This is a genomic window from Pilosibacter sp. YYHA0881 (assembly GCF_051602715.1).
GTDB classification, from domain to species: domain Bacteria; phylum Bacillota; class Clostridia; order Lachnospirales; family Lachnospiraceae; genus Alitiscatomonas; species Alitiscatomonas aceti.
Window position 1 is genome coordinate 1,143,783 of the sequence record NZ_CP175657.1, and the last position, 23,238, is coordinate 1,167,020.

The 23,238-nt window shown below is 53.5% G+C and carries 18 protein-coding genes; 2 read left to right on the top strand and 16 right to left on the bottom strand.

Annotation, left to right across the window (positions count from 1 at the left end; genetic code table 11):
* Positions 1-56 precede the first annotated feature (56 nt).
* The 11 genes from ACI6NM_RS05430 to ACI6NM_RS05480 all read right to left on the bottom strand — a co-directional run bounded on the left by ACI6NM_RS05430 (position 57) and on the right by ACI6NM_RS05480 (position 14,525).
* Positions 57-2,501 (bottom strand): ribonucleoside triphosphate reductase, encoded by a 2,445-nt coding sequence (locus tag ACI6NM_RS05430; RefSeq protein ID WP_262427941.1) that lies wholly within the window; start codon positions 2,499-2,501, stop codon positions 57-59.
* Between the two features lie 167 nt (positions 2,502-2,668).
* Positions 2,669-3,919 carry a GTPase HflX gene (hflX, locus tag ACI6NM_RS05435; protein ID WP_158356955.1) on the bottom strand — a complete coding sequence of 417 codons (1,251 nt, stop codon included), beginning with the start codon at positions 3,917-3,919 and terminating at the stop codon, positions 2,669-2,671.
* Positions 3,920-3,928: 9 nt separating this feature from the next.
* The gene (locus tag ACI6NM_RS05440) at positions 3,929-4,708 is read right to left on the bottom strand and encodes a tetratricopeptide repeat protein (protein ID WP_158356954.1); all 780 of its coding nucleotides are present in this window, start codon (positions 4,706-4,708) and stop codon (positions 3,929-3,931) included.
* A 15-nt stretch (positions 4,709-4,723) separates the two neighbouring features.
* A complete protein-coding gene (locus tag ACI6NM_RS05445; RefSeq protein WP_438501074.1) occupies positions 4,724-5,236 on the bottom strand; it encodes a deoxyuridine 5'-triphosphate nucleotidohydrolase in 513 nt (170 codons plus the stop codon).
* 279 nt (positions 5,237-5,515) lie between these two features.
* Entirely contained in the window at positions 5,516-8,071 is a 2,556-nt protein-coding gene (locus ACI6NM_RS05450) for a transglutaminase domain-containing protein (RefSeq protein ID WP_262427939.1), read from the bottom strand.
* 91 nt (positions 8,072-8,162) lie between these two features.
* Positions 8,163-8,921, bottom strand: a complete 759-nt coding sequence (locus ACI6NM_RS05455; protein ID WP_158356951.1) for a copper homeostasis protein CutC — start codon at positions 8,919-8,921, stop codon at positions 8,163-8,165.
* A 35-nt stretch (positions 8,922-8,956) separates the two neighbouring features.
* Positions 8,957-9,931: an ABC transporter ATP-binding protein gene (locus ACI6NM_RS05460; RefSeq protein WP_022273290.1), complete on the bottom strand. Its 975-nt coding sequence runs from the start codon at positions 9,929-9,931 to the stop codon at positions 8,957-8,959.
* An 11-nt stretch (positions 9,932-9,942) separates the two neighbouring features.
* Entirely contained in the window at positions 9,943-10,923 is a 981-nt protein-coding gene (locus ACI6NM_RS05465; protein ID WP_158356950.1) for an ABC transporter ATP-binding protein, read from the bottom strand.
* Positions 10,924-10,949: 26 nt separating this feature from the next.
* Positions 10,950-11,867 carry an ABC transporter permease gene (locus ACI6NM_RS05470; RefSeq protein ID WP_022273288.1) on the bottom strand — a complete coding sequence of 306 codons (918 nt, stop codon included), beginning with the start codon at positions 11,865-11,867 and terminating at the stop codon, positions 10,950-10,952.
* Between the two features lie 19 nt (positions 11,868-11,886).
* The gene (locus tag ACI6NM_RS05475) at positions 11,887-12,807 is read right to left on the bottom strand and encodes an ABC transporter permease (protein ID WP_158356949.1); all 921 of its coding nucleotides are present in this window, start codon (positions 12,805-12,807) and stop codon (positions 11,887-11,889) included.
* Positions 12,808-12,863: 56 nt separating this feature from the next.
* A complete protein-coding gene (locus ACI6NM_RS05480) occupies positions 12,864-14,525 on the bottom strand; it encodes an ABC transporter substrate-binding protein (RefSeq protein ID WP_158356948.1) in 1,662 nt (553 codons plus the stop codon).
* A gap of 327 nt (positions 14,526-14,852) precedes the next feature.
* Between ACI6NM_RS05480 and ACI6NM_RS05485 the strand changes: the two genes are divergently transcribed.
* Both ACI6NM_RS05485 and ACI6NM_RS05490 read left to right on the top strand, forming a co-directional pair.
* A complete protein-coding gene (locus ACI6NM_RS05485; RefSeq protein WP_262427938.1) occupies positions 14,853-16,343 on the top strand; it encodes a M81 family metallopeptidase in 1,491 nt (496 codons plus the stop codon).
* Positions 16,318-17,328 carry a Gfo/Idh/MocA family protein gene (locus tag ACI6NM_RS05490; RefSeq protein WP_262427937.1) on the top strand — a complete coding sequence of 337 codons (1,011 nt, stop codon included), beginning with the start codon at positions 16,318-16,320 and terminating at the stop codon, positions 17,326-17,328. The genes ACI6NM_RS05485 and ACI6NM_RS05490 overlap by 26 nt, the downstream gene beginning before the upstream one ends.
* Positions 17,329-17,397: 69 nt before the next feature.
* Here ACI6NM_RS05490 and nrdG read toward each other — a convergent pair whose 3' ends face one another.
* The 5 genes from nrdG to ACI6NM_RS05515 all read right to left on the bottom strand — a co-directional run bounded on the left by nrdG (position 17,398) and on the right by ACI6NM_RS05515 (position 23,238).
* Complete coding sequence (gene nrdG / locus ACI6NM_RS05495) at positions 17,398-17,886, bottom strand: anaerobic ribonucleoside-triphosphate reductase activating protein (protein WP_262427936.1); 489 nt, start codon at positions 17,884-17,886, stop codon at positions 17,398-17,400.
* Positions 17,887-18,658: 772 nt separating this feature from the next.
* A complete protein-coding gene (gene nrdD, locus ACI6NM_RS05500; RefSeq protein ID WP_022274382.1) occupies positions 18,659-20,791 on the bottom strand; it encodes an anaerobic ribonucleoside-triphosphate reductase in 2,133 nt (710 codons plus the stop codon).
* On the bottom strand, positions 20,778-21,413 hold the full coding sequence (gene scpB / locus ACI6NM_RS05505) for an SMC-Scp complex subunit ScpB (protein ID WP_158356943.1): 636 nt from the start codon (positions 21,411-21,413) through the stop codon (positions 20,778-20,780). The genes nrdD and scpB overlap by 14 nt, the downstream gene beginning before the upstream one ends.
* Positions 21,410-22,201 (bottom strand): segregation and condensation protein A, encoded by a 792-nt coding sequence (locus tag ACI6NM_RS05510; protein ID WP_262427935.1) that lies wholly within the window; start codon positions 22,199-22,201, stop codon positions 21,410-21,412. The genes scpB and ACI6NM_RS05510 overlap by 4 nt, the downstream gene beginning before the upstream one ends.
* Before the next feature lie 182 nt (positions 22,202-22,383).
* On the bottom strand, positions 22,384-23,238 hold the full coding sequence (locus tag ACI6NM_RS05515) for a metallophosphoesterase (RefSeq protein WP_215654340.1): 855 nt from the start codon (positions 23,236-23,238) through the stop codon (positions 22,384-22,386).

The window sequence follows — 23,238 nt, forward strand, 5'->3', positions numbered from 1 at the left end:
GCCTGTGACCTGGCCGTTTCCCGGTTCCCATTTAACCGATCCATTCCATCTAAAATTTATTTTTTTCTGGAATCCACGTATTTTTTGATATTTGACGCATTAACAAATTTTCTGATCTCTCCATCCTTTACAAGCACCAGTGTAGGCGCCTGCATGATCCCATAGGCATCGGAAAGCTCTGGATTTTCTTCTGCATCCACCACCTGGTACTGCTCATCCTTTAAAAATTCTTTGGCGATCTTACAGTTTGGGCAGGTCTTGGTGGTAAAGAGGAAAGCGCCGTTTCCCTGGGGGACCATGGACGGCTCCTTGGCCTTCCCTTCATTTCCGGCCTTTCCCTCATTTCTGGCCTCCTGGATCTCTTCCCTGGCCTGATGGATGGCCTGGGCGATCTCCCTGGAAGCCTCCGGGGATCTCTTTAAGACGGAATGGCCGATGTCGTACATCTTTCTTTCCTTATACTCCTGGGTCTTTCCATCGTTCCAGTTCTGGACCGGACGGTAGTAGCCGGTGATCCGGCTGTAAACCTCTGCCTTTTCCCCGCATACGGGGCAGGTGAAGTGTTCACCGTTCAAGTAGCCGTGTTCCCGGCAGATGGAGTAGGTGGGAGACAGCGTATAGTAAGGAAGCTTATAATTTTCTGCAATGGTCCGTACCAGCTTGGCCGCTGCCTTCCAGTCGGGCAGCTTTTCGCCCAGGAACGCATGGAACACCGTACCGGAGGTATACAGGGTCTGCAGCTCGTCCTGGATATCCAGGGCGTCAAACACATCCGCTGTATAGGATACCGGAAGGTGGGAGCTGTTTGTATAATAGGGCGTTCCATCCTTCTCACACCCGGCGGTGATGATATCCGGATATTTTTCCTTGTCATGTCTGGCCAGACGATAGGTGGTGGACTCCGCCGGAGTTGCCTCCAGGTTGTACAGATCGCCGTACTCCTCCTGGTAGATCACAAGACGGTCCCGCATATGGTTCAGCACGTTCTTTGTAAACCTCTGGGCCTCCGGGCTCACCAGATCCTTCCGGATCCACCGGGCATTTAAGCATGCCTCGTTCATACCGATAAGACCAATGGTGGAGAAATGGTTCTTAAAGGTGCCCAGATACCGCTTGGTGTAGGGGTACAGGCCGCCGTCCAGAAGCTTTGTGATCACTTCCCGCTTGATCTTTAAGGAGCGGGCCGCGATGTCCATCATATGGTCCAGACGCTCGTAAAAATCGTCTTCATCCTTTGCCAGATATGCAATCCTGGGGATGTTGATGGTCACAACGCCCACAGAGCCTGTACTCTCTCCGGAACCAAAGAAGCCGCCGGTCTTTTTCCGCAGCTCCCGCAGATCCAGGCGCAGGCGGCAGCACATGCTGCGCACGTCGCTGGGCTGCATATCGCTGTTGATATAGTTGGAGAAATACGGAGTGCCGTATTTGGCGGTCATTTCAAACAGCAGCCGGTTGTTCAGATTGTCGGACCAGTCGAAATCCTTTGTGATGGAGTAAGTAGGGATCGGATACTGGAAGCCGCGGCCATTGGCATCTCCCTCGATCATGGTCTCAATGAAGGCCCGGTTGATCATATCCATCTCCGCCTTGCAGTCTCCGTAGGTGAAGTCCATTTCCTTTCCACCTACGATAGCCGGCATATTGGCCATATCGTCCGGCACCGTCCAGTCCAGGGTGATGTTGGAGAATGGAGCCTGGGTGCCCCAGCGGCTGGGGGTATTGACGCCATAAATAAAGGATTCGATGCATTTCTTCACTGCCGGATAGTCCAGGTGGTCCGTCCGTACAAAGGGCGCCAGGTATGTATCAAAGGAAGAAAACGCCTGGGCTCCGGCCCATTCGTTCTGCATGATCCCCAGGAAATTCACCATCTGGTTGCACAGCACGGAAAGGTGCCTTGCCGGGGAGGAGGTGATCTTTCCAGGGATCCCGCCCAGTCCCTCCATGATCAGCTGCTTTAAGGACCAGCCGGCGCAGTATCCGGTAAGCATGGACAGGTCATGGAGATGCAGGTCTCCGCTCCTGTGGGCCTCGGCGACCTCTGTGTCATAGATCTCCGACAGCCAGTAGTTGGCCGTGATCGCCCCTGAGTTGCTTAAGATCAGTCCGCCCACAGAATATGTAACTGTGGAATTTTCCTTCACACGCCAGTCCTCTACCTTCACATAGCTGTTCACCACATCCTTATAATCCAGGATGGTGTTTTTCATATTGCGGATCCTCTCCCGCTGTTTTCTATATAAAATATAAGCCTTTGCCACATCCGTATATCCGGTCTCCTCCAGCACGTGCTCCGCGCTGTCCTGGATCTGCTCCACAGAGATCCTTCCGTCCTTCATCTTATTCTGGAAATCTGCCGTTACCCGGAGGGATAAAAGCTCCAGGATCTCATTGTTGTAGTCCTTTTTTGTGGCTTTAAAGGCTTTCTTGATTGCTTCTGTGATCTTCCCTAAATTAAAATCCGCGATCTCACCATCGCGCTTGATGACCTGTATCATCTATATTCCCCTTTCTTCGGATATCGCCAATGTCGTATTCCCTATTATAGCAGAGCCGAAATAAAAACACAATATCTGGTTTTCTTATTTTTATCATAAACCAGATATTGTGTAGTTATCCACAGGTTATCCACCAGGTATGTGCATATCCCTTTCTGTATCTCTCTTTACCGGTACAGCTCCTCAAACAGCTCCACCGGCACGTAGGCCGTCACATGGATCCCGTCCTCCTTATATTCCTCTGACAGGAGGCGGCCGTTTTTCCGGATCCGCTGGATCCGCCCGGCCTCTGCATAGGAGAACACCTTTTCAAAATAGATCCTCCGGCTCCGGAGGATGGTCTCCAGGACGCCCAGAAGGTCCGGGAGCCCCTCTCCCGTCTTTGCAGAGATCTTCACCCGGTAATCGGCTGCCATATCCCGGCCTGCGGTATCGGCTCCCTCCCGGTCGATCTTGTTGAACACAGTGACGATCTCCTTATCTGTGATCTCCAGCTGGCGCAAAGTCTCATAGACCACATGCATCTGCATATCCATCTGGGGATTGGAGCAGTCCACCACATGGAGGATCACATCGCTGTACTTTGCCTCCTCCAGAGTGCTCTTAAAGGCTTCGATCAGATGGTGGGGGAGCTTCCGGATAAAGCCTACCGTATCCGTTAAAAGGACCCGCTCGCCTCCGGGCAGGGTAAGGGCCCGGGTGGTGGGGTCCAGAGTGGCGAACAGCTTGTCCTCGGCCAGGATCCCAGCCTGGGTCAGACGGTTTAACAGCGTGGATTTTCCCGCGTTGGTATAGCCCACGATGGCCGCCGTCAAGGCCCCTCCATTTTCTCTTTTTTTCCGCACCACCTCCCGGTGGCGCTTCACATCCTCCAGCTCAGACTTCAGCTGGCTGATGCGCTCATGGATCAGACGCCGGTCCACCTCCAGCTTCTTCTCTCCCGGTCCCCTGGTGCCGATCCCTCCTCCCAGACGGGACAGGGAATTTCTGAGCCCCACCAGGCGCACGGCCCGGTACCGGAGCTGGGCCAGCTCCACCTGGATCTTTCCCTCCCTGGTCCTGGCCCGGGATGCGAAAATATCCAGGATCACCATGGTGCGGTCCATGACCTTCGTATCCAGGGCGTCCTCCAGGTTTTTAAGCTGGGCCGGGGAAAGCTCGTCGTCACAGATAATGCCTGTGGCGTCCAGCTCCCATAAAAGCTCCTTCACTTCTTCGATCTTTCCCTTCCCCAGATACGTCCCTGGATGGACGTTCTCCCGGTTCTGGATCACCTTTCCCACCGTAACGGCCCCCGCCGTAGACGCCAGCTCCTCCAGCTCGTCCACCGAGGCGGCCGTATCATCGTCCTCTCCGGTGCTCACGGCCACCAGGATCACCCGTTCCTCCTGCTCCTTTAATTCAATCATTTCTGCCATGAAAAACTCCTATCTCGTCTTCAAAAAGGCGATCTCATGCTCCGCCGCTTCATCGCTTCCAAACTCTTCCGTATATGCCTGGAACAGCTCCAGAGCCTTCTGGTACTGGCCCAGATGCTCAAAACAGACCGCCTGGTTGAATTTAAGCTCCCGGACTGCCGTCCGGTCCGAAAGAGCCAGGCCTGTCTCACAATAGCTGAGGGCTGTTTCATAGTCCCCTGCCTTGATCTCCGCCATGGCCAGGCGGTTATATACAGAGGTACCGGCCTTCCCCGACTGGATCAGCTCCGTATAAACGGCGTCTGCCCGTTCCTGATCGCCGGAATCCAGGTATGCCTCTCCCACAGCCGTCATGGCCTCTGCGAAGCCCGGGGCCGTTCCGTCCTCGTCCAAGGCCCTTCCCTGCTCCAGCTTTTCCCAGGCTCCGGCGGAATCCCCAGCCTTTGCCAGGGACAGAGCGGCAAAATAGCCGTATTCCGCCCGCTCTTTGTCGATCTGGCTCAAGATATCATACGTATGGGCGGCAGCTTCATAGTCCTTAAGACCATATTCGGCTTCTGCCCGGTATTTCAGGATATCCACCTCAAAGTCTGTGACCCGGTCTGCGTCCTGGATCAGCGCCTCAAACTGGTCCAGGGCCCCCTCGTAGTCGCCGCTTTCTAAAAGGGCGATCCCGTTTTCCCGGGCGGTCTTCTCCTCCTCTGTAACTCCTTTGCAGCCCGTAAGAAGGAGCGCCGCTGCTGCCAGGACCGCCAGCGGTCTTAAGTGTTTCCGGAAATTCTGTTTCATATGCGCTCTCCGTCCCTATCTGGTGGTGCTGCCAAAGCCGCCGTTTCTTTCCTCCGTCGTCTCGTCATCTACGGTGATCCCATATTCCAGGAAGATCCCCTGGGCAAAGCCCGTTCCTTCCTTTACCTCCAGACGCTTTCCCTCCCGGCTGTCGTTGGTCAGCTTGATCTGGATATGCCCCTCATTGTCAGAGCCATAATAATCACTGTCGATGATCCCCACCGTATTATTCAGCTGTAAACGGTATTTAAATCCCAGACCGCTCCTGGGATAGATCTTAAGGACCCAGCCGTCATCGATCCTGGCCCGGATCCCGGTGAGGATCCTGGTGCACTGGCCCGGATCCAGGGAAAAGCCTGCGGGGGCAAAAAAGTCGTATCCGGCGGAACCGGCGGTGGCGCGGCGGGGAAGGCGGATGGAATCATAGATCTCCCGGATCCGGTCCTCGCTGTCATCGGGATGCTCTGACTGCCAGTCGGTGAGAAACTGTTTAAAGGATATTTTTTCAAATTTTGCGATTCTTTTCATTATTCTGAAATTTTCTCCTGTCTGATATTTTATGACCATTCAAGCAGCCCCCGCCTGCGGCAGGGGCCTCCTCCGGCCCATGGATGGATCGGGGGAAATCCGTGCTGGATTCTACTATATCAAGTTTGAGGGGGGATTTCAATGGGGAATATTTTTTCTCATGTCCGCATGGGACGCGGGGCGGCGCTGGCGGCTGGCGGAAATTAAAAGTACCCGCGCACAGATCTCATGCCTCTGTACGCGGGTGCTTGTATAACTACCGTTTCTTATGGTTCCAGTCTATTTTCCTGCAAAGTTCCTGCAGATCTTCACTAACATATCGCCGCTGCCTACGTTGTAGCCGCTGCATGCGTAAACGGCGTTAAGCTCCTTTGTGGTAACGATGATCAGAGGAAGCTTCTCCGGGTCCACATACATTCTGCGGGCCAGTGTCTCCACATTGGGAACGAAGGTGTCGTAGAGAACACGGATCCTTGGGAAGGTGCTGAGGACCTTGGTCAGCTTGGCGTTTTCCAGGGCTGCCTTGTCTTTTACCATAAAGATAATATCGGCGGGCAGATTCTGGAAGTCGGCCTCCTGCTCCAGCATCTCGTTTAAGATATGCTCCGTGGGCTCCTTACCCTGCTCTAACCACATGAGCACAGCCGGGTTCTTTGTGAGCTCGCTACCCTTGACCGTATTGCCGTTTTCATCGGATACCTTGAACTCGTCCAGAGTAAAGTTATCCAGCATGTCGGCCAGATCTGCATGGTATTTCTCCAGCTTCACAGTCTTTGTCTCGCCCTCGCCCACCACGAAGATGTACCGGCTGGCGAAGATATTTCCGTTGGGAAGACGGTTGTCGGTGATGACCTTGTACTGGCCGGCAGGAACGGAGATCTTCAGCTCATTGCCGTCCCATTTTTCATTTTCCAGATCCAGGGTCTGGTATCCGCCGTCCACAAGCTGGCTCACAGAAAAGTCCGGGAAGTATGCCCAGTTCTCGCCCTCTCCCTTCTGGAAGACAATGGTGCTGCCCCCCTTGTCCAGGATCTCCACCGGAACGAAGCGGCCGTCCTCATAAACCTCTGCCAGCTCGTTGATGGGGTTCACTCTGGATATGATGCCCAGGGCGCGGCAGATGGCCACAAACAGGATCTTTTTGGAGCGCTGGTTTCCGTTCTTTACGGTTAAGGCTCCCACGGGACGGGTCACGATCTGACCGTACTCGATATCCGGGTTGAAGGCGATCTCTTTATTGATATACTCCCATACGGATCTGGGATCCTTACGGAAGGCAGCCTTTTCTTCCTCTGTAAAGAAGTCCAGGATGAACTGGCGGTTCTTTCTTAAGGGCTCGTTGAACACACGCGGGCATACCACATACTGGTAGAACAGCTCCTCATCCTCAAAGGTATAATCCTTTGTAAGGGCCAAGGCCTCTTTTAATACATCTGTATCCACGTCTCTTCTGTCCTTTTTGGAAAGAGTCAGAAGCAGCTTCTCTTTTGCGTGGGCAGAGAAGGTCTCATCCTCTAAAAACTCCTCCAGACGGGTCACATTGCTGCGGCTCTCAAACAGAAGCTCGTAGATCTCCTGGCTGTAACCGTATTTGTCCACAATGGCCTTCGCCTTATCTGCATCAAACATGGCGGCCACTCTGGCCTCACGCTTTTTATTGGCAGCGTCAGTCTTCTTCATGCCCAGCTCTTTCTGTTCCTCTGTGGGCTTTGCGCCGTTGACAATCTGGTCCTTGGGTGCAATGGAAACAAAGTGCTCCCATGTATCATAATTCACCGGCTCATTCTTTAAAACGATCTCCACTGTATCCACATCCGGAGTATAGACCAGACGCTCGCAGAATACATCGTCCTTCTTTACATGGATATGCATGGTTCCCAGGCCGCAGGTCAGGCCGCAGCAGCCGTTTTCGTCGGTATCCATGATGGCAGCATCAAAGAAGCTGGAATAGTTTAAGATTCCAAAGCCCACCTGGGCGCCCTGTACCGGCTTCCCGGCCTCGTCCTTTACGCAGACCTTCAGATATTTTGTAACTGCATATAATTTCAGGTTATTCAGGAAAGAAGCCATTCCCACCTTGGAGATGATCTCCTCCCCGCTGATCTCGCCGAAGCAGCGGCTGTGGATCAGCATGGCGCGGCTGGCAGCGTTGGTGAACCAGCCCTTATTTAATACCTCCTCCGGCTCACAGGCTCCAAGGAAGTGCCATGCGCCATCGCAGTAGACCTCCACCCAGGCATGGTTGTCGTCACAGTGGGCCCAGCGCGGTGTGTAGATCTGTCTGGCAGGAATACCGATGGCACGGTATACGTTTACGCCGAAGGCGGATTCCTCGCCGCAGCGACCGTATGCAGAATAATATGCTCCCAGTGCGGAGATGGTACGGCTGTCGGTGGCCTGGTACATTACATTTTCTGCGTTCCAGTAGTTGGCCTCGATGATGGCGTCGTGCATGGAAAGGCTGTTGACACGGTCTGCCAGCAGTCCATAGAAGAATTTACGGCAGTCACAGAGCTCTTCCTCGTTGACACGCACATGAAGCACATAGTTTAAGAAAATGTCCTCCGGAAGATCCTTTGCAAAGGGGGAATTTTCCCTTAAGAACACTCCATGCTCTGCGCAGGACTGGAAGATCTCAAAATCGTAGTTGGCCAGGTCGCTTAAAGGGCTGTTGGCATAGATCCATTTGATGGCGGCGATCACATCAGCGCTTTCCATCTTTTCTGCCTGTGCCAGTCTGGAGAGGATTTCTTCTCTTTTCTTCTCTCCTGCTTTTTCTAACAGGCGGCTGAACTTTTCTTCCGCCGCTTTCATTGCTTTTTCTGTAAACATCATAGAGTTCTCTCCTGTCTTTTGGTTTTATACAAGGGAAAAGGCAAGTCCATTTCCAAAAGAACCTGCCTTTCCCTTCTGCCCTCCGGGGATCTTATTTACCAAAGGAATGCACGATCTGGGCGCACTCTCTGAATTCCTGTTCGTCTGTCTCCCAGATCTCATACTCGGAAAGGGTGGGAAGTCCCATGGCAACCGTACTCTTTCTGTACTTCATGCCGCTGTCTAAGGCTCCCTTTCTTCCTGTGGTATGGAAAACTACGATTCCAGTATGGTCATGGACTTCCTGGATGTTCCATTTTTTAACACCACAGCCAGCCATGATGTCGATCCGGCCTGCGGCAGCCGCATACACGTCCTTTAACAGATCCTTACCGGCAACCACGTCACTCTGCTGTCCGGATGTAAGGATCGTCTTACAGCCCAGCTCAATGGCCTTTTCCAGTGTCTCCATGGGATCTCTGGTCATATCGAAGGCACGATGAAGCGTAACATCCATACCGCCTGCGCAGTCCATCATCCGTTTCATCTTCTCCATATCCAGGTCTCCGTCGGGAGTTAAAGCGCCGATCACAACGCCGTTGGCTCCCAGGAGACGGAACATGCGGATCTCGTCGCACATTAATTCCATTTCCTTCTCTGTATAGAGGAAGTCGCCAAAACGGGGACGGATCAGGATATTTGCTTTGATATGGTCGCAGTCCTCCATTACCTGGCGGAATACGAACGGGGACGGTGTGCAGCCGCCGATGGCTAAGTGAGCACAAAGCTCAAGTCTGTCAGCGCCGCCCTTCCATGCGTTGACGCAGGACTGGTAGGAATCCACACATGCTTCAATTAACGGTTTATTCATTTTATCAGTCTCCTTGTTTCTCTGAATTTACCATCCTATTTCTTATAGAGATGACATGCAACAAAGTGGCCCGGCTCGACCTCAACTCTCTCCGGTCTCTGCTCTAAGCACTCCGGTCTGCATTTCTTACACCGGGCGGCAAAGGGACAGCCCTTGGGAAGGTTGATGGTGGACGGGATATCTCCCTCCAGGATGATCCTCTCCTTATGCAGCGTCGGATCCGGGATCGGAACTGCGGAAAGAAGAGCCTCTGTATAAGGATGCAGCGGAGTCTTGTACAGCATTTCCTTGGGAGCGGTCTCCACAACGAAGCCCAGGTACATAACGGCGATACGGTCAGAGATCATCTCCACAACGGAAAGGTCATGGGAGATAAATACATATGTCAGCTTGTACTCTTCCTGGAGCTTATGGAGAAGGTTTAATACCTGTGCCTGGATGGAAACGTCCAGAGCGGAGATCGGCTCGTCGGCGATCACCAGATGGGGGTTTACCGTAAGGGCACGGGCAATTCCGATCCTCTGCTTCTGTCCGCCGGAGAACTCATGAGGATAACGGCTGGCATGCTTATCGCTCAGACCAACGATCTTTAACAGATTGTTTACGATCTTTGCCCTCTCCTCTGCACTCATATCCGTATGGATCAGGAGCGGCTCCTCGATCAGCTCAGAAACTCTCATACGGGGATTCAAGCTTCCCGCCGGGTCCTGGAAAATCATCTGCATATCCTTACGGATGGGACGCATCTCATCCTGGGAGATATGGGAGATCTCTTTTCCCTGGAACCAGATCTCGCCGGAATCCGGGATCAGAAGATGGTTGATCAGACGTCCGGTGGTGGACTTACCACAGCCGGACTCGCCTACGATGGAGAAGGTCTCACCTTCGTAAACGTCAAAACTTACGTCATTTACGGCATGAACGAACTTTGTCGGCCTGCCTAACAGAGATTTTCCCACTGGGAAAGTCTTAGATACATTTTTTAATGAAAGAATTACGTTCTTTTCCATAATCTGTTTCCTTACCCTTCCTGTGTCCGCCAGCATCTGCACTTCTGGTCTTCACTGATATCCAAAAGCTCTGGTTCCTGCTCTCTGCACTTGTCGGTTGCATACTTGCAGCGCGGTGCAAAACGGCAGCCAGTCGGCATGGAAGCCAGATCCGGTACGCTGCCCGGGATGCTGGGAAGCACTTTTACGCCCGAACCTAACTTCGGCACGGAAGCGATCAGTCCCTGGGTATAGGGATGGGACGGAGTGGCAAACAGCTTCTCCACCGGCGCCATCTCCACGATCTTTCCGGCATACATAACGATCACGCGGGTACACATCTCTGCCACAACGCCCAGGTCATGGGTGATCAGCAGGATACTGGAGCCGTCCTCCTTCTGGAGCTTTTTCATCAGGTCCAGGATCTGGGCCTGGATGGTCACGTCCAGGGCGGTGGTGGGCTCATCGGCGATCAGGAGCTCCGGGTTGTTGCTGAGGGCCATGGCGATCATGACACGCTGGCTCATACCGCCGGATAACTGGTGCGGGTAGTTCTTTAATACCCGGGCCGGATCAGGGATACCGACCTTCTTTAACATATCTGCCGCATGGGCCAGAGCCTGCTCCTTGGTCATATCCTGGTGCAGGCGGATGGTCTCGATCATCTGCTTATCGATCCGCATGGACGGGTTTAATGCAGACATGGGCTCCTGGAAGATCATGCTCATCTTGCCGCCGCGGATGTCGCGGATCTGGGTGTCGCTGGCTTCCACCAGGTTGACGCCGTCCAGCGTAGCTGAACCGTTGGTGACCTTACCGGGAGTATCCTTTAATAACTGCATGATCGATAAAGACGTAACGCTCTTTCCGCATCCGGACTCTCCCACCAGCCCCAGGACCTCTCCGCGGTACATATCGAAGGAAACGTCCTTGATCGCAGTCACACTGCTGGTCTTACTGGAGAAAAATTCTGTGCGTAAGTCTTTTACGCTGAGTAATACTTCTTGTGACATATTGGCTCCTTTCCTATTTCCCTCTCTTACTTGATCTTCGGGTCAAGAGTATCTCTTAATCCATCGCCGAACAGGTTGAATGCAAGAACTGTGATGAAGATCACAAGACCCGGCAGGTAAACCATGTGCGGTGCGGTGCTCAGGTAGCTTCGGCCCAGGGAAAGCATTGCGCCCCACTCCGGGTCAGCAATGTTTGCGCCGAAACCGAGGAAACTTAAGGAAGATGCTGCCATGATGGCAGAACCGATTCTCATGGTGAAGTTTACGATCAGGGACTGGAGCGTACCCGGGAAGATATGGACAAACAGGATACGTCCGTCCTTACATCCAAGGCTCCGGGCCACCTCTACATAGAGGGAGCCTTTCACGGCCAGGGTCGCACTTCGCATGATACGGGCAAAGCTGGGGACCGTAAATACGGCCACAGCGATGAATACGTTGACGATGCCAGGGCCCAGAAGAGCTACGATGGCGATGGCAAGCAGGATATCCGGGAAGCTGAATAATACGTCAGCTCCGCGCATTACCAGCATCTCGATCCAGCCGCCGTAGTAGCCGGCCAGAAGTCCCAGGACCGTACCCAGGGCAGCGCCCACGATAACGGAGGACAGGGATACGCCAAGTGTAAGGGGCGTACCTGCTAAAATACGGCTGAAGATATCGCGGCCGTACTGGTCCGTACCAAATAAGTGGCTGGCGCTGGGGCCTGCCAGGATATTGTCATAGTCGTATGCTTCCGGCGCATAGGGGGCAAGGCTCGGTCCGAAGAGAGCCATGAGCAGAAGGAAGCACATTACGAAGAAGGCGGCCACTGCGGTCTTCCTCTTCATGAATTTTTTGATAAATTCTTTTGTTTTATTAGTTTTGACGCTGACGTTCTCGTCAATATAATTTTCCTCAAAAGAGGTATCGGTTTTCACCTGTTCATTCTGTGTGTTTGGCATAATATCCTCCTGCTTGCTGTTAATCGAGGCGGATCTTCGGGTTGATCACGCCGTATAATACGTCAACCACCAGGTTGATGAGAACGTACTGGAGGGCAAAGATCATTAAAAGTCCCTGGATCACCGGATAGTCACGGAATGAGATGGAGTCTACCAGAAGACGGCCCATTCCGGGGATGGAGAAGATGTTCTCCGTGATAACGGAACCGGATAACAGTCCGCCGATCTGAAGGCCAAGGATCGTAACGACCTGGATCAGAGAGTTCTTGAACGCATGGCGGAACATAACGATGGACTCCTTCTGTCCTTTGGCGCGGGCAGTACGGACATAATCCTCTCTTAAGGTCTCAAGCATGGAGGAACGGGAATATCTGGCAAGGGTAGCCATGATACCTGTACCCATTACTAAAGACGGCAGCACCAGGCTCTTCCAGGACTCCAGGCCTGCGGACGGGAGCATGCCCATCTTTACAGAGAAGAACTGGATTCCCATAAGTCCCAGCCAGAAACCAGGGGCAGAAAGTCCGCAGATGGCTAAGAACATACCGCCCAGGTCCACCCAGGTCCCACGCTTAATGGCACACATAACGCCAATAAAGATACCTAAAAACGGAGCCCATACAAGGCCTGCACATACTAACTGGATGGTGAACTGGAATCTGGACCAGATCAGCTCAGTTACCGGGATATTGGACTTTAAGGAACGGCCCATATCGCCTTTGAATAAGCCGATCATATAGTCTGCATACTGCTTTAAGAGCGGATCGTTCAGCCCGAATTCTTCACGGATGGCTTCGATCTCTTCCGGTGTCGCCTCGACGCCTGCCAGAGTCCTGGCCGGATCGCCGGGGATCAGATGGATAAACATAAACACAAAAATGGAAATAATTAACATTAAGGGAATCGTTTCCAATAAACGTCTAGCTATATAGCGCCCCATTGAATACCTCCTGATGAAAACGGAGCAGCTTTAGCTGCTCCGTTTCCGATTAAATATTATTCGTGATCCAGACCAACTGTTCTGAATACCATTGTTCCGCCGGGTTTATACTGAAGTCCGGTCACGTAGGTCTTATAAGCATTGATGGTGTTATCGTTGCCTAAGAAGATCCACGGGCACTCTTCCCATGCGATTGCCTGGGCCTTGGCATAAGCCTCTGCAATCTGGGCATCATCGGTCATCTTTAACGCGTCATCCAGGAGCTGGTTGAATTCTTCGTTATTCCAGAATGCAGTGTTGTAGCCTTCCGGCGGGAACTTCTCGCCGTGAAGGATATTTCTCATGGAACCGTCAGCCTCGTAAGAACCGGAAGCCCAGTTTACATACCACATCTGAACGGTTGTATCCTCAAGCGGCGCGCTTGTCTTTTCTGCGTTGGCAGTGGACTCGTTGGGAAGTACCTTTACATTGACATTGATCTGGGACAGCTGCTGCTGTACAAACACAGCGCCCTTCTGCTCGATGGTGGTGTTATCAACGATCAGCTCTACGTCAAAGCCATCTTCAAATCCAGCTTCTTTCATAAGGGCCTTTGCCTTTTCCAGATCCGGCTTGTACGGAGTCTGCTCAGCATAGAAGCGGATAGAATCGGAGAAAATGGAGGTGGGCTCTTTTGCATAGCCGTTGAATACGACCTTTGCGTATGCCTCACTGTCAAATGCATAGTTGAATGCCTGACGGACTCTCTTGTCCGCAAACGGCTTTCTTCCGTCCGGAAGGGCCCACTCGGTGTTCAGAGTTACGTATCTGTATGTAGTTGCCGGTGCCACGTCGATGATGATGGACGGATCGTTTTCGATCTGGCTGACATCTGTGGTGGGTACCGGGAAAATCACGTCAGCCTCGCCAGTCTGCAGCATAGCGATACGGGCTGCATCCTCCGGAACCACCTGGAAGGTCAGGCTGTCTACGGACGGGCCTTCCTGCCAGTAGTTTTCGTTGCGCACCATCTTGGTGTAGCCGCCGTCTACTCTCTCAGAAAGTACGAACGGGCCTGTACCAGCAGAGTTCTTTGCAAGATAGTCGCTGGCGTTCTCCATAGCCATAGCCTTGGGAGAAACGATACGGAACTGGGTGATCTTGTTGATGAATGTATTGTTGGGTTCTTTTAATTTGATAGTCACCTGGTATTCGCTGTCAACCACGACATCCTCCCAGGCATTGATGGTTCTCTGGAGCGTTAAGCTGGAATCCTTCAGACCACGGTCATATACGGCTCTTACAGATTCTGCGTTGAACGGCTCGCCATCGTGGAACTTGATGCCCTCGTTTAATACGAAGGTATAGGACTTACCGTCCTCGGATACGGACCACTCCTTTGCAAGCAGCGGAACTACGTTGGTATCCTCGTCGAAGGTAAGCAGTGTCTCGTACATTTCGTTGGTGATCTGGTTGGAAACACCATTACTGGAAACGTGCGGATCCAGGTGGGTCGCGTCCGCCTGGAGTGCGATCACAATGTCATTGTCCGGAGACTTGGCTGTGGACGCTTCCTGTTTGGCTGCTTTGGATTCTTTTACTGCGGCTGCATCTGCAGTTGTTGTTTCTCCTGCGGCCTGGGCTGTGGTAGACTCTGCTGCCTTATCGCCGCCTCCACATGCGGCAAGGCTGAGAACCATAGCGCCCGCAAGAGCGATGGATACGATTTTCTTTCTCATCTTTTCTGAGCTCTCCCTTCTCATTGTATAATCCTAATACTGCCGGGCGTGCCATTACACCCGTCGGAATTACAGATTTTATTATAACGTATTTTGTTATTTTATACAAGTATTTTTAAAATTAATCCGTTCCATTCCTTATTTTTAAATGTTTTTACCAAAAATTTTTTATCATTTTTGTCTATTCTGCCTTTTCTTTTTTTTAGAATCCCAGGCCGGTTTTATTTACAAAGACATAATACAGTGGTAAAATAAACGCGGTGGTTTGAATATAAAACCTTCAGACCCCTATTATCAAAAAACTTTTTTTACAGGAGAGGTATCAGAATGAAACGAGTCTTAGTTGCAGCCATGCATCATGAATCCAACTCCTTCAACCCCATCGTTGCGGGAGAGAACGAATTCCGTGTACTCCGCGGACAGGAATTTTTTGAGAACTTCCGCGATAACGATTCCCTGACCGGCGTTGTAAAGACCTTAATGGACGCAGGCTATGAAGTGGTCCCGGCCGTTTCCTGCCGTGCTGTCCCCAATGGAGAGGTGGACTACGACTTCTACCAGGGCATAAAAAATGAAATTCTTGAGGTGGCCAGAAAGGAAAACGAGAAAAAACCGTTGGATGCCATCACCCTTTCCCTCCACGGCTCCATGCGGATCAAAAAGATCGGAGACGCTGAGGGCTATTTATTAGAGGATTTAAGAAAGCTGTTCCCGGATATCCCGATCTTCGCATCCCTGGACATGCACACTACCATGACCGAACGGATGCACAAAAACTGCAATGGCTTCGTGGGCTATAAGTGCGCGCCCCATACAGACTGCACTGAGACCGGCATCCATGCAGCAAAAATGACCATCCATGCCTTAAACGACGGCGTTCAGGCAAAATCTGCCTGGGTACGGGTCCCCATCCTCATTGCAGGAGAACAGTCCTCCACCACTGTGGAGCCCATGATCACGCTGATCAATGAACTCCGTGAAACCGAGAAAAAGGAGGGCATCATGGCCGCCTCCTATCTGATGGGCTTCCCCTGGGCCGACAACCCGGACAGCTCCGTAGCCGTTTATGTGGTTGCGGAAAACCAGGAGCTGGCAGATGCAGAGGCCCTGCGGCTGGCTGAGTTTATCTGGTCAAAAAAGGATGAATTCTGCTTCCAGACCGAGGCTCTCCATGAAAAAGAGGCCATCGACGCAGCCTTCGAGTCCATTGGAAGGGGACAGTATCCCGTATTCCTTTCCGACTCCGGAGACAACCCCACAGCCGGCTCCTCTTCGGATGTGACAGAGTTTGTAAAAATGCTCATCGCTGATGAAAGAGTCCTCTCTCTCCCGCACCCGGTGGCTTACGGCGGCTTTTATGATCCCGAGGCCACAAAGGCCTGCGAAGGCAAGGTGGGTCAGGAGATCACCCTGACTTTCGGCGCAAAATTTGATACAAAGACCTCCAGCCCGGTGACTGCAACCGGAACCGTCATGAACTACGTAAAGGATTGGGACGGTTTTGGCCGGTCCAACGGCGACGTGGCCGTGTTCCGTACCCACAATATCGACATCATCCTGGCCGAACAGCACATCGGCTATGCCGGCCCCAGGGTCTTCCTGGATATGGGCCTGGATCTTTCCAAAGCTCCCATTGTGGTCTGCAAGCTCGGATATCTGGGTGAAGAACATGAGGCCTTTGCCAAGAGAGCGATCCTGGTGCTGACGAAGGGAAGCACCAACGAGGATTTAAAGACCCTCCGCTACGAGACCGTACCGCGTCCCCTGTTCCCGTTGGACAATGGCTTTGAATATGATCCCAGAAAAAATCTCCACTAGGTTCCGGATCGGGATCATCGGTCCCGGCTCCATCTGTGTCACCTATGGAAACGCCCTGAAGGCTTCTGACACCGTATCCCTGGCCTGCATCTGCGGCCGGGATACGGAAAAGGGAAGGAAGACAGCGGAGAGGTTCCAGGTCCCCTACTATACGGACCAGGAGCAGATGTACCGGAACGAGGCCCTGGACGGGGTCCTCATCTGCACCCCCACCTATACCCATGAGGAGATGGTCCGGCGGGCTCTGGCCCGCCGGGTCCCTGTGATGTGTGAAAAGCCCCTGGCCCTGGATGCAGAGACGGCCCGGAGGCTGGTGGCGGAGGCAGCGGACGCAGACGTTCCCTTTATGGTCATGCAGGTGGTCCGTTTCTGGCCGGAGTACAGGGCCCTGGCCCGGCTGATCCGGAGCGGACAGCTGGGGAGGATAAAAAATGTCTACATGAGCCGTCTCTCCTCTCACCCGGACTGGACTGTCTGGCACCGGGATCCAGAAAAATCCGGCGGAGGGCTTTATGATCTCCATATCCATGAGCTTGATTTTTTATACAGTGTTTTCGGTCCGGCGGAAACGGTTTACGCCATTGGGGATAGGGAGGAGAACGGATGCTTTAACAACGTTTCCACCTGCCTGCGCTTTTCCTCGGGTGTTCCGGCAGTGGCCGAGGGCTTTATGGATATGACCGGGGATTTCCCGTTTTCCGCGTCCTTCCGGGTAAATGGCGAAAGGGCCTCTGTGGTCTATGAGAGCCGGGATGGGGCCATGACGCTTTATAAGGCGGATAAGCCTGGAGAGGAGCTGGAAATTCCCAGATACGATCCGTACCGGGAGGAAACGGAGTATTTTGCGGACTGTGTCCGCAGTAAAAAAGAGACCGCGCTCATCCCGGGGACGGACGTGATCTCTGTTCTGGAACTATTGGATGCGGTAAAGGAATCCCTGGTTTCGGGGAAGGCGGTGAGGCTTTCGCGGGATTCTGGAAGATAAGGAAGGAGCCTGCCTGCGGCAAGGTCTCCCTCTGCGGGATGGAGCGCCGGACGCTCCGCTCCGGCGGGATCAGGCGTGGAGGACCACACGGCCTTCGGCCAGGGATCGCTTCACATCAATGACTCTCTGATTGGCACTGCCCTTCCAGTGAAGGGCGGTGTCTTTTTGTTCTTCTATAAAAGGACCGTCCACCAGTACGTCTGCCAGGGGCATAAACGGAAGGTCTTTTACTTCCTCCCAAAGATAGCCGGTATAGATCCAGATGTTCTTGTCCGGGAAGGTCTCATGGATCTCTTTTATGAGAGCTCCGATCTCGTCCCGGTTGGCCATGTGGAGGGGATCGCCGCCGCTCATGGTAACGCCGGAGATGTAGGGCTGACTGAGTTCGGCAAACAGCTCCTCTCTGGCCGCATCGTCGAAGGGGATCCCGCCGCAGATATCCCAGGTGATGGGATTGTGGCAGTTCTTGCAGCCATGGCTGCAGCCTGCCACCCACAGGACGGTGCGCAGGCCGTCGCCGTTTAACATGTCGTCTTTGGTAATATTATGGTATCGCATGGGTATTTTCCTTTCTTTCCGTCCGGAGTGTGGGGGCTGCACCTTATGGCAGAGCCTTCCCGGACACGCCTTGGTAAACAGGATCGCACGGCGGGTAACTCCTCCCGCGGGACGCAAAGCCGTGACATTCATCATTGGGTGGGGGAATGGGAATTCCAAAAGTGGCCTTTATGGACGCCCAATGATTCATGTAGGGGCTGCGCCCTATGGCAGAGCCTTCCCGGACACGCCTTGGTAAACAGGATCGCACGGCGGGGAACTCCTCCCGCGGGACGCAAAGCCGTGACATTCATCATTGGGTGGGGGGATGGGAATTCCAAAAGTGGCCTTTATGGACGCCCAATGATTCATGTAGGGGCTGCGCCCTATGGCAGAGCCTTCCCGGACACGCCTTGGTAAACAGGATCGCACGGCGGGGAACTCCTCCCGCGGGACGCAAAGCCGTGACATTCATCATTGGGCGAGGGGATGGGAACTCCAAAAGTGGCCTTTATGGACGCCCAATGATTCATGTGGGGGCTGCGCCCTATGGCAGAGCCTTCCCGGACACGCCTTGGTAAACAGGATCGCACGGCGGGGAACTCCTCCCGCGGGACGCAAAGCCGTGACATTCATCATTGGGCGAGGGGATGGGAACTCCAAAAGTGGCCTTTATGGACGCCCAATGATTCATGTGGGGGCTGCGCCCTATGGCAGAGCCTTCCCGGCCCCTCCTTTGCGAGCAAGCTCGCACGGCGGGTCCTGGAAGGCTCTGCCGCACGGCTTTGCTGGATTACATACTTTTCCTTTCGGCGATCTCGGCCATTTTGGCGTCGTTTAGGCGGGTGTCGCCTTTGACACGGGAGTAGCTTAGGTAGCCGTTCATCCGGTCGATCTTTGTCAGGTTTTTGCTGCCGCAGACCGGGCATACGTCCATGTTCAGCTCTTCGTGGCCACAGTCGTCGCAGTAGGAAAGGGACAGGTTCACGCCCTCGTAGAAGCCCATCTTCATAGCCCGGCGCACCAGGGATTTGATGGCTTCTTTGTTATAGTCGATGGGATACTTCACATACTGGATCTTTCCTCCGTTAGAGAGCTCCCAGAACCGGTATTCCAGATTCTGCTTCTCAATGGGGGTGATATCCTCGGTCACATGGCAGTGGAAGCCGTTGCTTACGTACTCCCGGTCAGACACGTTCTCCACGATCCCGTATTTTTCCCTGAACTGCTTTACCTGGAGGCCGCACAGGTTCTCCGCCGGTGTGGCATAGATGGCGTACAGGTTTCCGTCGGCCTCCTTGAATTCGTTGACCTTGTCGTTGATGTGCTGGAGCACCTCCAGGGCAAACTGGCCATCCTCCACCAGGGACTTGCCGTTGTAAAGCTGCTGGAGCTCATTAAAGGCTGTGATCCCGAAGGATGCGGTGGCTGTTTTAAGGAGAGGCTTGATCTTATCGTGGAGGCCCAGGTGGCCGCCGTAAAAGCCTCCCTCGCAGTAAGCCAGCGGATTGGTGGAGGCCCGCATCTCGCCCAGATATGCGTAGGTGCGGATATGGATCTTCCGGATCAGCTCCAGATAGTAGTCCAGGACCTGGTAGAAATCGCGGCTCTCCTGGCGGGCCTTTGCCAGGATCATGGGCAGGTGCAGGCTTACGACGCCGATGTTGAAGCGGCCCACGAATACAGGAGAATCCTGTTCGTCCGCCGGCTCCATTCCACCTCTTTCGTACCAGGGGGACAGGAAGGCGCGGCAGCCCATGGGGCTGATGATCTTTCCATATTTCTTATACATGCTGGCAATATAGCCCTCTCCTGTCAGGGACAGCCAGTCTGGATACATGGTCCGGGAGGAGCACTCGATCCCCGCCTCAAACACATCCTCCAGCTCCTTTCCGGGGCCGTGGAGGTTTTCATCATAAAGGAATACCAGCTTCGGGAAAAGGACCGGCTTTTTATGGTCTTTCTTTCCCTGTCCCTTTCTTCTGACGTTCAGCATGGTAATAGTGGCCATTTTGGCGAACCGGCTGGTCCCGGTCCCTGCGGTCATAGTGATAAAGGGGTAATCACCGCGGCTAGAGGAAACGGAATTAAACTTGTACTCCCAGCCCTGGAAGCCCTGCTCCATGTCCCTCTGGACGTCGTTCCAGGCCACTTCCTTTGCTTTCTCCTCAGAAATTCCCAGATCCGTATATTTTTTAATATATTTTTCATAGGACTTTTCCGCATAGGGGGCCAGGATATTTTCCACACTGGGGACTGTAAAGCCGCCGTACTGCTGGCTGGCAGCGCTTAAAACGATATCTCCGATCACGTCAAAGGCCACGTCCAGGGTCTTGGGCTCGTTATACCACAGGTTCCCCATTTCAAAGCCGCCGGTGAGCACGGTCTGCACGTCAAAAAGACAGCAGTTCATGGTATCGCGGCGGGCGGACATATCATGGATATACAGATATCCGTCCCGGCAGGCCTGGAGCTCCTCCACAGTCATGAAAAATTTCTGGTACAGGGACTTATTCAGCTCATTGAAGATCAAGCTCCTCTTGGTGGAAACCAGGGCGCTGTCCGTATTGCTGTTTTCCTTGTCGCCGATGTACATGATGGACTGGCTCTTTTTGTACACCTCGTCCAGCATCTGTACGAAATCCTGCTTATAATTTCTGTAATCCCGGTAGCTCTTGGCCACCAGGGGGTTGACCCGCTCCAGGGCTCCCTCCACAATGTTGTGCATCTGGGCAATGGGGATCTCGCCCACCTCCATCTGCTCTGCCTTCTCCTCTACGAACTGGCAGATAAAATTGATCTCCGCCCGGGAAAACGTGATCATGGCCCGGTTGGCGGACTTATTGACGGCCACCACCACCTTCTGTACATTAAAATCCTCCCGGGTGCCGTCTTTTTTTATGACTTTGATATCACTGCATCTCATGGTCCTGTTCCTCCTCGTTTTCTGTCGTTCCATCCAGCAGCCCGCCGGGGCCTGCCTTCAGATTCAGCTCCTCCTCCACCTCTGACCGGATCTCCTCTTTCTGTTCCAGATCCATCTCCGGCAGGTTCTCCGTGGAGCTCACTCCAAATCTCCGCAGGAATTCCTCTGTGGTCGCAAACAGTGCCGGTTTTCCCGGCGCGTCCAGCCTTCCTGCCTCATAAACCAGATTATATTCAATGAGGCGGTTCACCGCATGATCCGATTTGACGCCTCTTATTTTCTCAATATCCGCCTTGGTCACCGGCTGCTTATAAGCAATAATGGCCAGGGTCTCCAGGACTACGTCCGACAGCACCTGCTTTTTCGGCGCCGCAGCCACCCGGATCAGGTTTTCATAATATCCGGTCCTGGTACACATCTGATAGCTGTTTTCCAGCCGCAGCACCTGCATTCCGCAGACACTCTCCTCATAACGGGCCTTCAGCCTTTCTGCGGCAGCCTCTGCCTCCGGTTCTCCCGTTTCCAGGGCCGCAGCCAGCTGCCGGATCTCCACTGACCGGCCCATGGTAAAGAGCACGGCCTCCACAACGGCCTCCTGCTCCCTTAAATCCTCTACTCTCATCCGATTTCCTCCGCCCGGGTCCCGGTCTGGTCCCTGGTCTCCTCCGGCTCCAGGGCCTCGATCATCATATCGTCAAACAAATGCTCCTGGGTCAGATGGATCCGGCCCATTTTCATCAGCTCCAGAAGGGCCAGGAACGTGACCACGATCTCCGTCTTGTCCCTCTGGCGGCTTAGCATGCCCCGGAAGCTGAACCTCCGGTGCCTCTCAGCGTATTCCAGCACAGCCCCGATCTTTTCCTCCAGGCTCACCGGTTCCTTTTTTATGGTCCCGAAGGTACTGCGCACCGGATCGATCTTGTCTTCCCGGCGCTTCATCACGGATTCAAAGATCTTCTGGAGCTTCGACAAGGTCAGGCCGTCCAGAAGCTGGTCCAGATCCACCGGCTCCTCATACCTTTCCACCTCTCTGGGGATCGTCGGGGCCTTATAAAAGACCTTGTCTGCATCCACTTCCATGTCCTTCAGCTCCAGGGACATGTATTTATACGTCTTATACTCCAGGAGCCGTTCCACCAGCTCGGCCCGGGGATCCTCTTCCTCCCCTTCCTCACTGACCTCCCGGGGCAGCAGCATCCTGGCCTTGATATCCAAAAGCGTCGCTGCCATCACCAGGAATTCGCTGACCACATCCAGGGATTCCTCTTCCATGCAGCTTACGTATTCCAGGTACTGGTCCGTGATCTCTGCAATGGGGATATCGTAAATATTGATCTTATTTTTCTCGATCAAGTGGAGCAGCAGGTCCAGGGGACCCTCAAATTTCTCCAGCTTGTACGACAGTTCCATGTCCTCTCCTCCGCCCGGGGCTGTTGTCGGGATCCGCCTCCGGAAGCCCTCCGGCAGCCGCCGGCTATAAAAAGAGAGTCCCGCGTTCCGGAACTCTCTTCCTGGGCATTGCTAACACAGTATATCAGACTTTTCATCTGCTGTAAATAGGTTTGCCAAAAGATTATGCAACAAAATATTGTTTACGGTTTTAATTTCACCACTAGAACTTGTGGTTTATCACAGAACCTGATATTGATGGAATGGGTCCCCAGTCCCCGGCCCACCAGCATCCTGCGCCCTTTCTCATCCGTAAATTCACCGGCACAGCGGGGGTAAAAAAACTGATACTGGGGCGTCATGACCCCTCCCAGAACGGGCAGACGGATGGTTCCGCCGTGAAAATGGCCCGAAAGGGTCAGATCCGCCCCCCAGGCCGCATATTCCTCAAAAAACACAGGAGAATGGGCCAGGAGAATGGAAAACCGTTTTTCATCTGACTTTCCCAAGGCCTTTTCCATAAATCCCGGCTCCATGGACGGCGTTCCCGGCCGGTAATACCGTTCCGGCAGGTCCACCCCGTAAAGGACCAGATCCCTGTCCAGGCATACATGGCCGTCTGAAACATGGACGACCCCCATTTTTTCCAGGGCCTCCCTGTATTCCCAGTACTTGTTTCCGTAGATCTCCGTCTTGTTTTTCATACGGAGTTCGTGGTTGCCGTTGCCGCAGTATACAGGAAATTCCCCGGCCAGGGCCTTTATAAGCCTCAGAGACGTTTCCAGTTCGCCCTTCCCCTTTGCCACCATCATGTCGCCGCCGATGAGGACAGCGTCCGGCCCTGCGGCTCTTATGGTCTCCTGCAGCCGCCGGTTGCCGGGACCAAACTCTTTATCATGAAGGTCTGTTAAAAAAACAAGGGTCCGGCCGCCTTCCGTAAGCTTCGGAGAGCAGATCTCATAGGTGTCCGTCACCAGGCAGTCCTTTTCATACTCCGAACGTCCCAGGAACAGCGCCGCGGCCGCTCCGCCAGCCAGAAGGCCGGGAATGATCCCCAT

Bases quoted from the DNA above. Each gene is read 5' to 3' on its own strand.
- ACI6NM_RS05445 (WP_438501074.1), bottom strand. From the start codon at position 5,236: ATGAAAAGAATCGCAAAATTTGAAAAAATATCCTTTAAACAGTTTCTC.
- scpB (WP_158356943.1), bottom strand. From the start codon at position 21,413: ATGAGAGTAGAGGATTTAAGGGAGCAGGAGGCCGTTGTGGAGGCCGTG.
- ACI6NM_RS05480 (WP_158356948.1), bottom strand. From the start codon at position 14,525: ATGAGAAAGAAAATCGTATCCATCGCTCTTGCGGGCGCTATGGTTCTC.
- ACI6NM_RS05470 (WP_022273288.1), bottom strand. From the start codon at position 11,867: ATGCCAAACACACAGAATGAACAGGTGAAAACCGATACCTCTTTTGAG.
- ACI6NM_RS05515 (WP_215654340.1), bottom strand. From the start codon at position 23,238: ATGGGGATCATTCCCGGCCTTCTGGCTGGCGGAGCGGCCGCGGCGCTG.
- ACI6NM_RS05465 (WP_158356950.1), bottom strand. From the start codon at position 10,923: ATGTCACAAGAAGTATTACTCAGCGTAAAAGACTTACGCACAGAATTT.
- ACI6NM_RS05485 (WP_262427938.1), top strand. From the start codon at position 14,853: ATGAAACGAGTCTTAGTTGCAGCCATGCATCATGAATCCAACTCCTTC.
- nrdG (WP_262427936.1), bottom strand. From the start codon at position 17,886: ATGCGATACCATAATATTACCAAAGACGACATGTTAAACGGCGACGGC.
- ACI6NM_RS05440 (WP_158356954.1), bottom strand. From the start codon at position 4,708: ATGAAACAGAATTTCCGGAAACACTTAAGACCGCTGGCGGTCCTGGCA.
- ACI6NM_RS05450 (WP_262427939.1), bottom strand. From the start codon at position 8,071: ATGATGTTTACAGAAAAAGCAATGAAAGCGGCGGAAGAAAAGTTCAGC.
- ACI6NM_RS05455 (WP_158356951.1), bottom strand. From the start codon at position 8,921: ATGAATAAACCGTTAATTGAAGCATGTGTGGATTCCTACCAGTCCTGC.
- ACI6NM_RS05490 (WP_262427937.1), top strand. From the start codon at position 16,318: ATGATCCCAGAAAAAATCTCCACTAGGTTCCGGATCGGGATCATCGGT.
- ACI6NM_RS05475 (WP_158356949.1), bottom strand. From the start codon at position 12,807: ATGGGGCGCTATATAGCTAGACGTTTATTGGAAACGATTCCCTTAATG.
- hflX (WP_158356955.1), bottom strand. From the start codon at position 3,919: ATGGCAGAAATGATTGAATTAAAGGAGCAGGAGGAACGGGTGATCCTG.
- ACI6NM_RS05510 (WP_262427935.1), bottom strand. From the start codon at position 22,201: ATGGAACTGTCGTACAAGCTGGAGAAATTTGAGGGTCCCCTGGACCTG.
- ACI6NM_RS05430 (WP_262427941.1), bottom strand. From the start codon at position 2,501: ATGATACAGGTCATCAAGCGCGATGGTGAGATCGCGGATTTTAATTTA.
- ACI6NM_RS05460 (WP_022273290.1), bottom strand. From the start codon at position 9,931: ATGGAAAAGAACGTAATTCTTTCATTAAAAAATGTATCTAAGACTTTC.
- nrdD (WP_022274382.1), bottom strand. From the start codon at position 20,791: ATGAGATGCAGTGATATCAAAGTCATAAAAAAAGACGGCACCCGGGAG.